The sequence below is a fragment of the Zymomonas sp. genome (assembly GCF_020216885.1).
In the GTDB taxonomy this organism is placed as follows: domain Bacteria; phylum Pseudomonadota; class Alphaproteobacteria; order Sphingomonadales; family Sphingomonadaceae; genus Zymomonas.
In genome coordinates this window covers 1-14,795 of sequence record NZ_JAIWON010000114.1, presented here as the reverse complement: position 1 = coordinate 14,795, position 14,795 = coordinate 1, and the positions used below count along the sequence as shown (strand labels likewise).

13 protein-coding genes and 1 pseudogene are annotated in these 14,795 nt (G+C 47.4%); 3 read left to right on the top strand and 11 right to left on the bottom strand.

All coding sequences use genetic code 11. The features are described 5' to 3' along the window. The 11 genes from wrbA to LDL18_RS06470 form a co-directional block, all read right to left on the bottom strand. A partial coding sequence (wrbA, locus tag LDL18_RS06520; RefSeq protein WP_296507950.1) for an NAD(P)H:quinone oxidoreductase occupies positions 1-381 on the bottom strand: 381 nt, incomplete at its 3' end. A gap of 278 nt (positions 382-659) precedes the next feature. Beyond that, positions 660-1,274 (bottom strand): YceI family protein, encoded by a 615-nt coding sequence (locus LDL18_RS06515; RefSeq protein WP_296507949.1) that lies wholly within the window; start codon positions 1,272-1,274, stop codon positions 660-662. A gap of 716 nt (positions 1,275-1,990) precedes the next feature. Beyond that, positions 1,991-4,795: a mechanosensitive ion channel domain-containing protein gene (locus LDL18_RS06510; RefSeq protein WP_296507947.1), complete on the bottom strand. Its 2,805-nt coding sequence runs from the start codon at positions 4,793-4,795 to the stop codon at positions 1,991-1,993. Between the two features lie 324 nt (positions 4,796-5,119). After that, the gene (locus LDL18_RS06505) at positions 5,120-5,896 is read right to left on the bottom strand and encodes an NAD kinase (protein ID WP_296507945.1); all 777 of its coding nucleotides are present in this window, start codon (positions 5,894-5,896) and stop codon (positions 5,120-5,122) included. A 52-nt stretch (positions 5,897-5,948) separates the two neighbouring features. Next, positions 5,949-6,755 carry an RNA methyltransferase gene (locus LDL18_RS06500; RefSeq protein WP_296507944.1) on the bottom strand — a complete coding sequence of 269 codons (807 nt, stop codon included), beginning with the start codon at positions 6,753-6,755 and terminating at the stop codon, positions 5,949-5,951. Positions 6,756-6,772: 17 nt separating this feature from the next. Further along, positions 6,773-7,045, bottom strand: a complete 273-nt coding sequence (locus LDL18_RS06495) for an HPr family phosphocarrier protein (RefSeq protein ID WP_014848148.1) — start codon at positions 7,043-7,045, stop codon at positions 6,773-6,775. Beyond that, a complete protein-coding gene (locus LDL18_RS06490; RefSeq protein WP_296507940.1) occupies positions 7,042-7,446 on the bottom strand; it encodes a PTS sugar transporter subunit IIA in 405 nt (134 codons plus the stop codon). The genes LDL18_RS06495 and LDL18_RS06490 overlap by 4 nt, the downstream gene beginning before the upstream one ends. Positions 7,447-7,453: 7 nt before the next feature. Next, a complete protein-coding gene (gene rapZ, locus LDL18_RS06485; RefSeq protein WP_296507938.1) occupies positions 7,454-8,425 on the bottom strand; it encodes an RNase adapter RapZ in 972 nt (323 codons plus the stop codon). 22 nt (positions 8,426-8,447) lie between these two features. After that, positions 8,448-8,939: an HPr kinase/phosphatase C-terminal domain-containing protein gene (locus tag LDL18_RS06480; RefSeq protein ID WP_296507936.1), complete on the bottom strand. Its 492-nt coding sequence runs from the start codon at positions 8,937-8,939 to the stop codon at positions 8,448-8,450. A gap of 142 nt (positions 8,940-9,081) precedes the next feature. Next, positions 9,082-10,719 (bottom strand): HAMP domain-containing sensor histidine kinase, encoded by a 1,638-nt coding sequence (locus LDL18_RS06475; RefSeq protein ID WP_296507934.1) that lies wholly within the window; start codon positions 10,717-10,719, stop codon positions 9,082-9,084. Next, positions 10,688-11,395 (bottom strand): response regulator transcription factor, encoded by a 708-nt coding sequence (locus tag LDL18_RS06470; RefSeq protein WP_296507932.1) that lies wholly within the window; start codon positions 11,393-11,395, stop codon positions 10,688-10,690. Before LDL18_RS06470 ends, LDL18_RS06475 begins: the two co-directional genes overlap by 32 nt. A 275-nt stretch (positions 11,396-11,670) precedes the next feature. Between LDL18_RS06470 and guaB the strand changes: the two genes are divergently transcribed. From guaB to LDL18_RS06455, 3 genes and pseudogenes are all read left to right on the top strand, one after another. Continuing rightward, positions 11,671-13,128 carry an IMP dehydrogenase gene (guaB, locus tag LDL18_RS06465; RefSeq protein WP_296507930.1) on the top strand — a complete coding sequence of 486 codons (1,458 nt, stop codon included), beginning with the start codon at positions 11,671-11,673 and terminating at the stop codon, positions 13,126-13,128. A gap of 35 nt (positions 13,129-13,163) precedes the next feature. After that, the gene (locus LDL18_RS06460) at positions 13,164-14,390 is read left to right on the top strand and encodes an RsmB/NOP family class I SAM-dependent RNA methyltransferase (RefSeq protein WP_296507952.1); all 1,227 of its coding nucleotides are present in this window, start codon (positions 13,164-13,166) and stop codon (positions 14,388-14,390) included. 208 nt (positions 14,391-14,598) lie between these two features. Then, positions 14,599-14,795 (top strand): annotated as a pseudogene (locus LDL18_RS06455) (hypothetical protein); the annotation flags it as partial.

Here is a 14,795-nt window from a genome sequence, read left to right as displayed (position 1 = left end):
GGAATAAAGCGTGGTTTCCTGTCCGCCATGCTGGGTCGCGGTAGAGGTAAAGACCGCTCCGACCTTTCCAATCAAGGCACCCTGCGCCCAGATGCCGCCCGTCCGATCCCAAAAATTCGCCATTTGTGACGGCAAACGTCCAAATCGGGTTGGTGCACCCACAATGATGCCGTCATATTCCAATAAATCTTTCGGCTCGGCAATCGGTGCTTTCTGGTCGATCTTGAAATGGTTCTTCTTGGCGGATTCTTCAGGCACTAATTCCGGTACCCGTTTCACATCGGCTTCGACTCCGGCAGCACGTGCGCCTTCTGCCACGGCATAGGCCATGCTTTCGACATGACCATAAGTGGAATAATAAAGAACAAGAATTTTAGGCATAATCAACAACCTTCTTTTGTGATGGTAAAATTTTTATGACCGTATTTTGCCCTTTAATCCGGTGACAAAAGGCCACTATTTATCAGATCATGGTTAGCTAAAATCTTTCCCTTTCATTTCATAAAAGGGGACATCTCTACGGTATCAATATGAAGCCTTTTTGATAAACGCTTCTAATCCTGAAAAGAGCCATAGCGATTCCTTGATTCCAGACCTCAATGACAATTCCCTGAAAGGAAAGTCTTCAGTCTGGATTACAGATATCCGCTTAAAAGATTTTAGCTCCGCTTTTCAAAAGCACCGGCGATATGCAGCGCCACGTTATCGCTGACATAAGGAACATAGGTTTTAATGCCAAAATCACTGCGTTTGATTGTCGTGTCGCCTTCAAAACCAGCCGTATATTTTTTGTCTAAAGGATTGATACCCGCGCCGATAAAACGCACTTTCAAAACTTCAGGCTTGGTAATGCCGTGCAAAGTCAGATTACCTGTCACCACCGCTTCATTTTTACCCGTTTGACGGATCTCAGTTGAAACAAAGCGAGCTTCAGGAAATTTCGCGCTATCAAACCATTGGTCGCCCTTTAATTCGTCATCCAGTTTTGAACTGGTCGTCAGAACCGAGGTGACTGGAATAGTGACGGCAAGACTCGATTTCGCAGGATTCTGGGTATCAAGATCAAGTTTGCCTGATATTTGTGAAAAAATACCCTGATAATAGGTAAATCCAAAATGCAGTACCGAAAAGGCGACTTGGGTATGATAAGGCTCGACATCATAGCTTCCGGCCTGAATTTGCTCGGCATGGCTCACCGCTTCAGCCGAAGCCATGTCAACAGCCGTAAAAGACAAGAAAAATGCCGTAGCGGCTAAAGAAACAAACGGCTTCATTTGACGAAACTCCAGTCAAAACAACATCAAAGCCTCAAGATTCCACTTAACAGAAATGGCCTCACAACAAGACAACAAGCCAGTTTTCCCGTTCAAGCTATTCTTGCTCTTTCAACATAGGCTTACTGGAAGATTTTAACTCCATAAATAGAAACAAATGAAATCTATCATTTCTAAATTTTACATCAAACTAAGCCGAAATTATCCAAAACCACTAAAAATCGGCCAATAGTCAATAAAATAGCAGCTTATGAAACAGGCCAATTCAAAAGCAAGAAATCACAGCCCCCTTTTTCCGCATTCAATGTATTAAAAAAATCCCCTGACAGGCTCTCACCTCTCAAGGGATAAGGGCATTACCCTCAATAAAACTAGCTATATGACGGTTTTATACGAGATGATGCGATTAAAAATGATAAGGTAATAACAACGTCTTTTTAGGCCTGTCGGCTTATGCCACCGGTAATATTTCTTTCGTAAAACGGCCTAATTTGACGAAATACCAGATATAATCTTCTTCCATCAAACAGAATTAAGGCGCTTTACCACAAGCTAAAAAGCCCATTTTAAATATCTTATGCTAGTCGGAAAACTTTTCTTCTAACGATACCCTATCATTTCAATAGTCAGAGATAGATCACGAAAAAATCCGGCTACCTATGCGTGATGGATATCAGGTAGCCGGATAAAATCCTGTCAGGATTTAAACTTTAATTCTATTCTCCAGAATCTTTCTGATTGGAACCTTCACCAGAGGCTTTTCCCCGAACATCTTTCGCCTCGGAATCCGTATCAGCCTCTTTCCCTGCTGATTTTGGAGACGGTGAGCTATCCTTCTTTTGACCGGTCTTCACGGCCTCATCAGAATGGGTATTGGCCGCCTCCAGTTTCCGCATCATATCGGTATCCGATTGCGGCGCAGGGCTAGGCTGATCGTTGATCCAATGTAACGGCGATCCGGGCGGTGTTGTATAATAGGAAGTGCCGGTATAGAATTTGATATTCGCGTCGGCCATACGGTTACCCAGACGGCGATAAAATTCTCTTTGGACTTTCCATTTCATCATTGCCGCAGTGCGGATAGAGCCTACTAAAACCGAACCATTGCTGTCTGAAATATCAACACCCAGATCATTATAACCGGAATAAATGATGTCTTTATAGGCATCCTCTTTCCGCATTTCGTCGATAGTCTTCTGCATAATTTTAACGAGACGATCGGGGTCTTCCGATAGATCAAGCGTCTGACGAATAATAATCTGGTTAAAATCGCGGCCTGTATTGGCAATAGAAGACACAGAAGAAAAAGGAATGATGTGCAAATCACCATTCACGGCTCTAACACGCAAAGTTCTGATCGAGAGATGCTCGACCGTGCCAGAAACACCACCGGTTGAAACCCAGTCACCGACCTGAATCGCATCTTCCACCAGCATAAAGAAGCCGGTGATAAAATCCTTCACAAGGCTTTGCGAACCAAAGGCGATCGCCGCACCCATGATACCAGCACCGGTCAGCAAAGGTGCCACATTGATACCGATTTGAGACAAAGTCGTCACAGCAACGATAGCTATGATAAAGACCAAAAGCACGGTGCGGATAATCGGAAAAACCGTGCGTAACCGTGTTGCCCGACTGAACTGATTGCTTTCATGATAGCGGTCTATCTGGCGATTCAACATCGCATTGATAAATTCCCACAGCGTTACAGCCACAGTGATCGCGATAAAAAGGCTAAAGGCCAGACTGGTCAGGCGCGCGCCGATTGATGATTTGAAAAGAAAGCGAAGGGTAGGGATACCCCAACTTTGGGTCAAAGCAATCAGCGAAACCGCCGTAATCACAAAGGTGATAATGCTGCGGACATAAGGATAATAGAAATCAGCGCGCTTCTGTAATCGCGGATAGCGGCTTTTCATGTCGTCATTAAAATTGAACAGATTTTCTTGTGCGCCATAGGCCAAAACTGCCGCCAGACGAGAGAAAACCAAAATCGCAATAGTCAAAACACAGCTGCGGAGCATCCATCGGTAGCCACCATGGAAACGGGTTGCCCAGACCACCCACAAGGCGATATCGACAAAGATAGCCGGTATCCACCAAAGGCCAATAATTGTGCTGATAAAGCGCCAGAAGGGACGGCTCTGTAATTTTTCCGGCGGGCGCAAAGCCTGCGCGACAATATGCCGGATTCGCCAAATAAAGGCGGCTAAAAACAGATGTTCGACCAGAATAGAGGCTAAGATCAAAGCCTCAATGCCGCGCCGCGCAATATGGAATTCATCCCCCATAGAGATCAAAAACATACCAATTGCAGGCGTTATGACGAGGATATTGGCCCATTTTATCACCAAAGCGGCTGTAGAATCCGATGCAGGAAGAAGCCTAATCGGGGGCGATTTTGGTGCAAAGGTAGATTCCAAAATAATATAGGCGGTGCGCGACAAGGCATAAGCATTGGCAAGAGACAAGGTCAAAGCCTCGGCCTGACGGCTAGGCGATATCAGCGCTGAAACAATATAATTAAAGCCCAAGAAAACAGCGACTGGCAATAATTTGGTGGCCAAATGGTAAAAGGCAAAAGGAATACGGATAATAAAGGCCATCACTTCATTTTGGCGACGATGGTCTTCTGCTCGCGTTTCCTTGGTCTCAGCCGCTTTTTCTTCTGAATTATCCGAACCCGCATCGCCTACATCGGAAGCAATCTCTAACTTGTCGCTTGTATCGTCATTATTTTCGGGCTGGGGCGCATGTTTCAGGCTCCATGCGGTCTCATAGGATTGGGCGCGTTCTTTGATAGTTCGAAGCAACCCGCGCGTAAAAAAGACTATTGTATATTCAAGCGCTAGCCCAATAGCAAAAATCAACAACCCATAAAAAACCGCACTAAAAAGAATGCTTCTGGCAGCCTGATGCGTCATTTCATAATGAAACCAACGACTGATAAAGCCCATATCTTTGAATATGGCTGCAAAGCTCGTGGTATATTTGATGATATAGCGCGAGACGATATTCAGATCGTCACTCACATCTTTATCAATCAAAGCCGTCGGATCACTGCTATTTTCGGTGCTGCTGCTATCTGCTGCCGCAGGAGCCGTGGCCTTACTGGCTGGTTTCGCCGCTACAGCTGCCGTTTTCGGAGCCGTCGCTTCCTGACTATTCGAAGCTGCATTAGAGGCGCTGGAATCGCTATCCGCATTATCACTGGCAGCAGCATTAGCGCCAGCCTGATCGCTTGGTAATCCCTTTGCAATCAAAGAAAGCGTTTGGGTAAATTCTTCCCGTTTTTTAGGATTATCCAGAATATTCAGTAATTTTTTGGCTTCTGATTTCGATAAAGCCTGATTGCCTTGCGGCTGCGCTTGACTAGCCTGACTGCTATTATCTACGCCTGTGTCTTGGGCATAGAGAGACTGATTTAAAAAGAAAAAAGAGAAAAACAGCGGCAAAATAAAACGTATTTTGTGAAAAAGCCTATGATTGAGTGGCGACAGCATTTTCATAAAAACAGACACGCTTTACCTTCTCTATAGCCGTATCAAGACAATATCAGACAAAAACCAAATCAGCGGTTATAAAACTCTTATTCTGACGTGACGTTATCGTAACAAGTCAGACAACATCCTTGTGAATACAAGCTCTATGCCGATATTCTCGAAAATAACAATTTCTTTCTGAATAAAAGGTCTCAAAATCAGCCTGATATCCAAAAAACAAAGATATATTTTCAGATATGAGTATGAAATTCAGCGCTGCTGAATCCGATAATCTTTTATAAAACCATCACAGGCTTTTTTGTTCCTCAACAGAAAATGGCATTTCTTCTTAGCAAAGCCGGATTAACATAAGCGGAATTGTTCACGCGCAATCCGGTCATCCAAGGCATGATTGGGATCAAAGAGAAGATGAAGCGGCGTTGTCCGGTCAAGCGTGATCGTCAAATTAGCAATTTCACGTAATTCACGCTGATCGGCGACAGCACTCATCGGCCTTTTATCGGGGTCAACTACCCGCATATCAATGATAGAACCATCTGGCACAATCGCGCCCCGCCACCGCCTTGGGCGGAAAGGGCTGATCGGGGTCAATGCCAGCATACCGGAATCAAAAGGCAAAATTGGACCATCGGCAGACAAATTATACGCTGTCGATCCGGCAGGGGTTGCGACTAACACACCATCAGAAACCAATTCAGGCAAAACAATCCGGCCATCAACGCTGATCTCGATATGGGCGGTCTGACGGGTTTCCCGCAACATGGATACTTCATTGATAGCCCGATATATTTTTTGCTCACCAGAAACCGTCTGACCATCCATCCGCAACGGATAAACGGTAAATTGTTTAGCTCTTATCAGCCGCCGAAGAAGATTAGTTGGCCGCCATTCATTCATCAGAAAACCGACCGTTCCCAAATTCATCCCGAAAACTGGCAGATTAAAGCTATTATCCAGAAGATGATGCAGCGTTTGCAGCATGAAACCATCCCCGCCCAGGGCGATAATGACATCCGCTTCTTCCAACGGATACCATTGGTATAATTTTTTCAGCTCTTCTGCGGCTTTTTGTGCCTTCGGGGTCGGGGAGGCAATAAGGGTCATTCTGTTGAATTTCATAGCTGATCTTTTCCTGCCCTTAACGGAAATGGCAATGTCCTGATAAATCCATTTAGCGGCTTTTTCGCTGCTGATTTAAGACTTCATAAGCCATAATGGCACCCGCTACGGCAACGTTCAGGCTATCAGCACGCCCCATCATTGGAATTTTAACCAGATGGTCGCAGGCATCCTCATAAGAATCGGGTAAACCTTGGGCTTCATTTCCGACCAGAACAAAGCTGGGCGTTTGATAACGTGGTTCTTGATAATCTTGGGTTGCCCGCAAACTGGTGCCGATCAGATCACCTTCTCCCTGTCGTAACCAGACAAGGAAATCTTCCCAACGGGCGGTAGCTATTTTTTGGGTAAATAACGCCCCCATGGTCGCACGCACAGCCTCGACCGAAAAAGGATCGACACAATCATCAATCAGGATCAATCCACCCGCACCAACCGCATCACCGGTGCGTAACAAGGTGCCAAGATTTCCGGGATCTCTCAAAGATTGAGCCACCAACCAGATCGGTGCCTGTCTGCGGTCAATAGAAGACAAAGGAAGGGTAAAACTTTCAAAAACCCCAATAACGGTCTGAGGATTATCTTTGCCGGATAATTTATGCAAAATATCACGGCTGGTTTCGATGGCTTCGCCCCCCTTCGCCTCAACAGTGTCAATGAGTTGCTGAACCAAAGGATGCGCCGCACTATCAGCCGCAAAGAAAATATAGACCGGAATAAAACCCGCTTCACGGGCTTCGGTTAAAATACGCAAGCCTTCAGCTAGGAACAGTCCCTCTTCGCGGCGATGTTTTTTATCGCGCAAGGAACGAACACGTTTGATAAGCGGATTGGAAAAGGCGGTAATAGCTCTAGGCATGAAAAAACAGATAGTCCTTATTCTTCGCCGAATTTTTGTTCAACCAGATCGGCCAAGGCACTGACAGCCCGTTCAGCACCAACACCTGAGGCATAAATGGTGACATAGTCACCAATGGCAGCGCCTAACATCATCAGCCCCATAATCGAGGTTCCAACGACTTTATTGCCGTCTTTTTCAACTTCAATCACGGCTGATTGGGCAGAGGCCAAAGCCACAAAACGGGCGCTCGCACGGGCATGAAGACCGCGTTTATTCGTAATCTGCACTTTTCGGATAACAGGGGTCATAATGATTCGCCTAATATTTCAGAAGCCACTGATATATATTTTCGTCCAGCCTCACGGGCAGCCGCAACTGCCGTTTGAACGTCCTGTTGTCTACGGGCGCGTTCCAGCCTAATAAGCATCGGTAAATTGATACCGGCAATCACTTCGACTTTACCGGGTTGCATCAATGAGATCGCCAGATTTGAAGGCGTTCCACCGAATAAGTCGGTTAAAAGAATAACACCGTCACCTTTTTCGACCTCGGCAATAGCCTTGGCGATGTCGGCACGCCGGTTTTCCATATCATCATCGGGGCCGATACAAATCGCGGCAACAGCTTCCTGTTTTCCAACGACATGCTCCATGGCTGTGACAAATTCTGCCGCCAGCCCCCCATGCGTTACTAACACCAATCCAATCATGAAGTGATCATCCGCCTTGATATGCCTTTCCTGCCCGTATCCGGTTTGATTGCGATTCGAGCAGAGGTAGTTTTAGGTCACGATGGGTAATAGTGAGAGAAAAATGCGCCTGACGCAACCGAGCCGCTATCCACTCCGCAACATAAACCGATCTGTGCCGCCCACCTGTGCAAGCAAAAGCAATAACAATATAGCTTTTTCCGGTCTCTATATAGCGTGGTAACAAAAAAAGAAGCAGATCTTTAATTTTTGTAACTGCGGGTAAAAAAGAAGGGTCTTGCTCGATATAGGCGGCAATCTCTGGATCAAGTCCGGTCAAAGGTCGCAAAGCCTCTTCCCAATAGGGATTTTGAAGAAAGCGCATATCGAAAAGAAGATCACAATTTCTAGGAATACCACGCGAAAAACCGAAAGACAAAATCGACACATTCGGGGCAACACTGTTTTCCGATGCGAATTGCTGTCTTAATTCACTTTGCAAGCTGTGGCTGCTGGTCGTGGTGGTATCAATGAGAAAATCAGCAATTTCTCTGACAGGTGCCAAAAAAGCCCGTTCTTCGGAAATGCCATCTTCCATAGGTCGATCAAGGGCTAGAGGGTGCCGCCGCCTTGTTGTATCAAAGCGCCGCATTAACTCGCTGTCAGAACAATCAAGAAAAAGGATATCAATCGGCTGGCTATGATGCTGGCGAAGCTGCTCAACCCCTTTTAGAAAAGCCTCGACAGTAAAACCACGGGTGCGGCTATCAATACCCAAAGCCAAAGGCCGCCCTTTATACGCCGCAACCGATGATGGCGGCGTCAGAATTAACCGCTCCAACAAAGAAAGCGGTAAATTATCGACGGTTTCCCATCCCATATCTTCAAAGGTGCGAAGCGCTGTTGATTTACCGGCACCCGATAATCCAGTTACCAATAAAATACGCGCAGGCGGAGCCGCAGAAGACGAGGGGGCAGAAGACAAATCATTCCGGCTCATAGGTAAGATATCCTCTTCAATCTCAATCTTTTAGCAGAATATCTCCCTGTAAACACGCTATTTTCATTTCAATTTTTATCGGTGTCGAAGCCTCAAAAGCCTTAAGCGTTAAAAGCGGCAAAGATCGCCCTAAAATTTCTACAGAATGGGCAGGATCAGGCATCCGTTCAACTCTGTCATCCAAAATGACAGCCAAAGCCAGATTCGCCTTGGGAGAAAAGGGCATCTTGACGATTCCCAAAGCTCTTATTTCTAATAAACCTGCAATATGGGAAGGCACAGAGGCAACCAAAAGCTGTTTTTCTGAATCAGCTTCTATCAAGCTGTAATCATCGCTGACCAGCATGGCTCCACGATCTATCAGGCGCAAAGCAAGATCTGATTTTCCGCTGCCGGATGCGCCGATCAAAAGAACGCCGTGATTCTTGACCAATATCGTCGTTGCATGAATCAAGGCCGATGATTCGTTTGAACCACCGGCCTTGCTTGTATTTTCAATAGTTACAGAAGACATCTCAATTAGAACGCTTTAGCCTATGACATTACAAAGATAATCACAGTCAAAAGCGATAAGAAATAGATATTCCAAAATCACCTTTTTCGGTAAAAATTTTTATCCATTTCGCTTGGAATGTCAGGGCTATTTTATCCATTCTCTAGGCTTTTTTGCCATTTTGGGTCGGATGAATGATCGGCGCTGCGGGAAGATGGACGATAAAGCTGGCACCCGCTTTCCCATGCGACCGCTTAGAAACTTCAATCGTGCCATGATGGGCTTCGACTGTTGCCTTCGCAATCGCCAATCCTAAACCGCTATGGCGACCAAAGGCTTCCTGACTGGGGCGAACAGAATGGAATCGCCGGAAAATTTCTTCTTTAGCGTCATCGGGAACGCCGGGGCCTTCATCTTCAACTCTGATGATAACATCATCTTTGTCGCGGGTCGTGGTAATCGTCACCAAACCATCCGGCGGCGAAAATGAAATCGCGTTATCAATCAGATTTTCAACCACGCGCGTCAATCTCGTGCCATCCCCCAAAACCACGGCAATACCAGATTGCGGACGGGCAAAAGCAATACGGACATCGGCTGCATCAGGCCGCCTCTCGCAATGTTTGGTAACCCCTTGAATTAACGGGCCCAAATCGATGACTTCAAAGCTGGAACGCGCCATTTCTGCGTCAACACGCGAAGCCTCTGAAATATCGGTAATTAAACGATCTAACCGCTGAATATCGTCACGAATGACGGTAATCAACTGCTGGCGCAAATGATCGTCTTTTATCATTTCAAGACTATCTACCGCCGATCGTAACGAAGCTAACGGATTTTTCAGCTCATGAGTCACATCAGCCGCAAAAGCCTCTGTCGCATCAATCCGCTGTTGCAAGGCGGTATTCATATCGGACAGCGATCTCGCCAATAGACCGATTTCATCGCGGCGCGCGGGCAGGCGAGGCACTTGAACCTCTCTTGCCCGTCCCAAACGGACACGCACGGCGGCTTTAGCAAGACTTTTTAACGGGTGAACAATCGTCCGTGCTAAAAACAAAGACAATCCGACAGAAACACAGGTGACGACCAATAATACGATCATCGCCCAGAAACGCTGTCGTCTGACTTTATGGGTAATGTAACGCGGGTTATCCGTTGCAAATAAGGTTGCGCCCTCTTTCCCGATAGGGGTCGCGATTGAAATCAACGGTGTCCGATCAGCCGCCCATCTTATCTGGGCTGCCATTTTGTTCTGGCTACGGGCAGTCACCGCTTCCGGCCAGACTTGCAGCCGGTCATCTGTCGGTTCCTGATAATAACTTAACGGGCTGGCATGGACGACAATATCATTGATCCGATCCAATGTGCGGGCAAGGCGGTGCTGCCAGTCATCTTTTTTCGGGTCATGAATAGTATAAGTAGGCGGCTGTCCGTTCCAGCTATCAAATTGCCTTTTTCCGTCGGAATTAAAAATCCGAATACGAAAACCAGTTTGCTGTCCCATCTTACCGATCAAGCGATCCCATTCCGCTTCCGGTGTATTTTCCAGATTATCGGTAATAAGCTCGACCATCGCTTTATATTTACCGGTCTGAAGACCCGTCAGGCGATCGCGATATTGGGCGACATAGAAGAAGGTGCCAGCAAATATCAGAAGAACGAAAATATTTACGGCCAAAATACGGGCAGTCAGCGACCAACGTGCCGACCAACCAAGCGCAAGCTCGTTTCTCCGCCAGTGATGGCGGGATGCTGCATCTTCTTCTTTATTCTTCGGCAAATCGGTAGCCGATACCATAGAGCGTCTCTATACTTTTGAATTGATTATCTACCTGACGGAATTTACGCCGCAGGCGCTTGATATGGCTGTCTATGGTGCGATCATCGACATAGACATCATCCTGATAGGCGGTATCCATCAATTGGTCACGCGATTTTACAAAACCGGGGCGCTGCGCCAAAGCCTCAAGGATCAGAAACTCTGTCACCGTCAAGGAAATATCCTCACCGTCCCATGACACCTGATGACGATCAGGATCCATCACCAGACGACCTCTAACAATGATATGGCTATTTTGGGGCGCTTCTTCAGATTTTTCCTGAAATCTGGCTTCGGTGCGCCGTAACAAAGCCCGAATCCGCGCAATCAACAACCGCAAAGAGAAAGGCTTAGCGATATAATCATCGGCACCGGATGCTAAACCCAAGGCCTCGTCTAGTTCATCATCTTTGGAGGTTAGAAAAATGACCGGCACCATGCTTTTTTCACGCAACCGCCGCAAAACCTCCATGCCGTCCATGATGGGCATTTTGATATCCAAAACAACCAGATCGGGCGGCGATTCCAAAAGCGCATTCAGAGCCGTTTTCCCATCAGAATAGACTCTGACAGAAAATCCCTCTGACTGAAGCGTCATCGAAACCGAGGCTAAAATATTACGGTCATCATCGACCAAGGCGATTGAAGCAGTCATTTATTTTCGCTCTACTGCATAAATCATTGTGAAATGGCAACCATTATCGGCCAAATTTTTTTATCCTTTCGCTGCTCTTGATCGGTTCTTTGATTTATTTCCGCTTCTAACAACGGGTTTAAACAAAAAATGCAAAATAAATAAGGAAAAACCCCATCAGGTGCTAGAAAGCAAAGCCATCCCATTATATAGGGCTACGAATCTTATTGCCCAATCAGATCCTTATGAATTTCTATGATTAAGGTTTTGAACGGGCCTGATCCGGGGGATTCACAATGGAAATCAGTCTAGGCCTCACTTTTGACGATGTATTGCTTCGTCCCGCAGCCTCTGATGTTCTTCCCAGTCAGGCCGACCTCCGTACCAACCTGACACGGGAAATTTCACTCAACATTCCGATGCTCTCTTCGGCTATGGATACGGTAACCGAAGCCAAAATGGGTATCGTCATGGCGCAGCTCGGCGGTATTGGCGTTTTACACCGCAATATGACGGTGGAAGAACAGGCCGAAGCCGTGCGTCAGGTCAAACGCTATGAAAGCGGCATGGTCGTTAATCCGATCACGATTACGCCTAACAGTAATCTCCGCGAAGCCCGCGCTTTGATGGATAAATACCAGATTTCCGGTATTCCGGTGGTCGAAGCCTCTGGCCGTCTTGCCGGTATTCTGACGAACCGCGATGTCCGTTTTGCCGAACATCTCGATCAGCCAGTGTCCGAACTGATGACCCATGAAAATCTGGCAACCGTGAAACCGGGTGTTACGCAGGATGAAGCTCGTCGCTTGCTGCATCAGCGCCGGATTGAAAAGCTGTTGGTCGTTGATGACAATTATCACTGCCTTGGCTTGATTACGGTAAAAGACATCGAAAAATCGGTTGCTTATCCGGCCGCTACCAAGGATCCTTCCGGTCGCCTTCGGATTGCCGCTGCAACGACGGTTGGTGATTCTGGTTTTGAACGGGCAGAAGCTTTGATTGATGCCGAATGTGATCTTATCGTTATTGATACGGCGCATGGTCATAATCTCAATGTGGGTCGCTCGGTTGAACGTCTGAAAAAACTTTCCAGCAAAATTCAGGTTGTTGCCGGTAACGTCGCCACCCCAGAAGCCACGCGCTTCCTGATCGATTCCGGTGCGGATGCCGTCAAAATCGGTATTGGTCCGGGTTCCATCTGCACGACCCGCGTTGTTGCTGGTGTCGGTGTGCCTCAGTTAACGGCTGTTATGGAATCTGCCAAGGAAGCCGCTAAATCCAATATCCCGATTATTGCTGATGGTGGTCTTCGGACTTCCGGTGACTTGGCCAAGGCTTTGGCCGCTGGTGCTTCCACTGTCATGGTGGGGTCGCTCCTTGCTGGCACTGAAGAAGCCCCGGGCGAAACCTTCATTTATCAGGGTCGCTCCTACAAATCCTATCGTGGTATGGGTTCTGTTGGCGCTATGGCTCTTGGTTCAGCTGATCGTTACTTCCAGCAGGATGTCAAAGATCAGATGAAACTGGTTCCAGAAGGTATCGAAGGTCAGGTGCCTTACAAGGGTGCCGCTTCTGCCGTTATCCATCAGTTGATGGGCGGTATCAAAGCCGCTATGGGCTATACCGGTTCGGCTACCATTCCCGAATTGCAAAAACGCGGTAAATTTGTGCGCATCACCAATGCTGGCTTGAATGAAAGCCATGTGCATGATGTGTCCATCACCCGTGAAGCCCCGAACTATCCGCTTCGCTAGAAGCTTTGTTGTAACGATCAAAAGGAGTCTTGGCGGTGATCCCTCAAGCCAGAGTAGAAGCCGCCATAGAACTGCTTGACCAGATTACTAAGGCGGTGCGTGACGAAGGTTCTGCGGCTGATCGACTGATTAGCCAATATTTCAAAACGCGCCGCTATGCGGGTTCAAAAGATCGGGCAGCTATTCGTGAATGGGTTTATCGGGCAATTCGCCATACGGGGAATTGTCCAGCCAATGGGCGGGCGGCTATGGTTCGGCTCGCCTATGATGATCCTGAATTGGCGGCATTATTCGACGGATCAACGCGCGCCCCAAAGCCGATAACCCCTAAAGAACGGGCAGAAGCAGCCCGTTTATCAGAAGAAAACCCCTCTTTGCTCCCTGCATGGCTGGCAGAAAAGATGGTGGCCAGTGATATCGACAGCGCTGAACAAAATGCCCTTTTGGGGCGCGCTCCGCTCGATATTCGCTTTAATCCTCATTTAACGGATATAAACACAGTTCTTGCGACCTTCCCAGAAGGGCAAGTAATATCCGGCTTACCCTATGCCGTTCGTCTTCCCGAAGGCACAAAAGTCGATCAATCTTCTTTGTGGAAATCGGGTGCGATCGAAATACAGGATGCCGGTTCTCAATGGGCAAGTGCTATCTGCCAAGCCCAATCTGGCATGAAAGTCATTGATCTTTGCGCGGGGGCAGGGGGCAAAAGCCTTGCTTTGGCTAGCGATATGCTGGGCGATAACCCTGCGGCAAAATTGGATTTGATCGCTTGCGATACCGACCGGAATCGTCTGTCTCGGTTGCAACCCCGTGCTGAACGGGCAAAACTACCTCCCATTGAACAACGCCTCCTTAATCCTAAACAGGAAGAGAAGGCATTAGGCGACCTCGCACATCAAGCGGATCTCGTGTTAATTGATGCCCCTTGTTCGGGAAGTGGCACATGGCGGCGGAATCCCGAAGCCCGCTGGCGCCTCAATCCGGCGCGCTTGCAACGGGTTATCGACACGCAAAGCCATCTTTTGGATGTCGCCTCTCAACTGGTTCGCCCCAATGGCTATTTGGTCTATGTCGTCTGTTCTTTACTGGATGATGAAGGCGCTAACCAGATTGCGGCTTTCCTCAATCGCCATCCTGATTGGACAGCCGAAAATCCAGATGTCCAAGCGGGTCGTTTGCGCGGGGATGGTCGTCGCTTTACTGTGCTTCAAGACAAAAGTGATGGCTTTTTTGTCAGTCGGCTCCGTTATATCGGTCGTTAAAACCGTGATAAGATGCAAAATTTAAAGCTAAAATCAGCGTTTTTGTCTCTCATCAATAACGGATAAAATCTTTACTGACCTGATTGTCTCTTTCCGCCATCATAACTATTCGTTGCGATGGCAAGATAGTCAGGTTAGAGTTTTCCTTAATCGGTCATTATCGGTCGTCATGGGTAGTCTTCAGTCTGTTCCTTTTCCGGAGAAAATAATGCATTTTTCGCCTTTAGCCCTTGTCCTTTCTCTGACATTGGCCTCAGGAACACCCGTGCTTCAAGGTAGAGCGGATAGCGATATCAATCCCTATTCCACCCATTTGATGCTTCAGGCTGAAAAATCGCAAAAGGAAGGCCATCTGCTCGAGGCCGAACAACTTCTTGAAAGCGCTCTTGCCGTCGATCCTCGCAA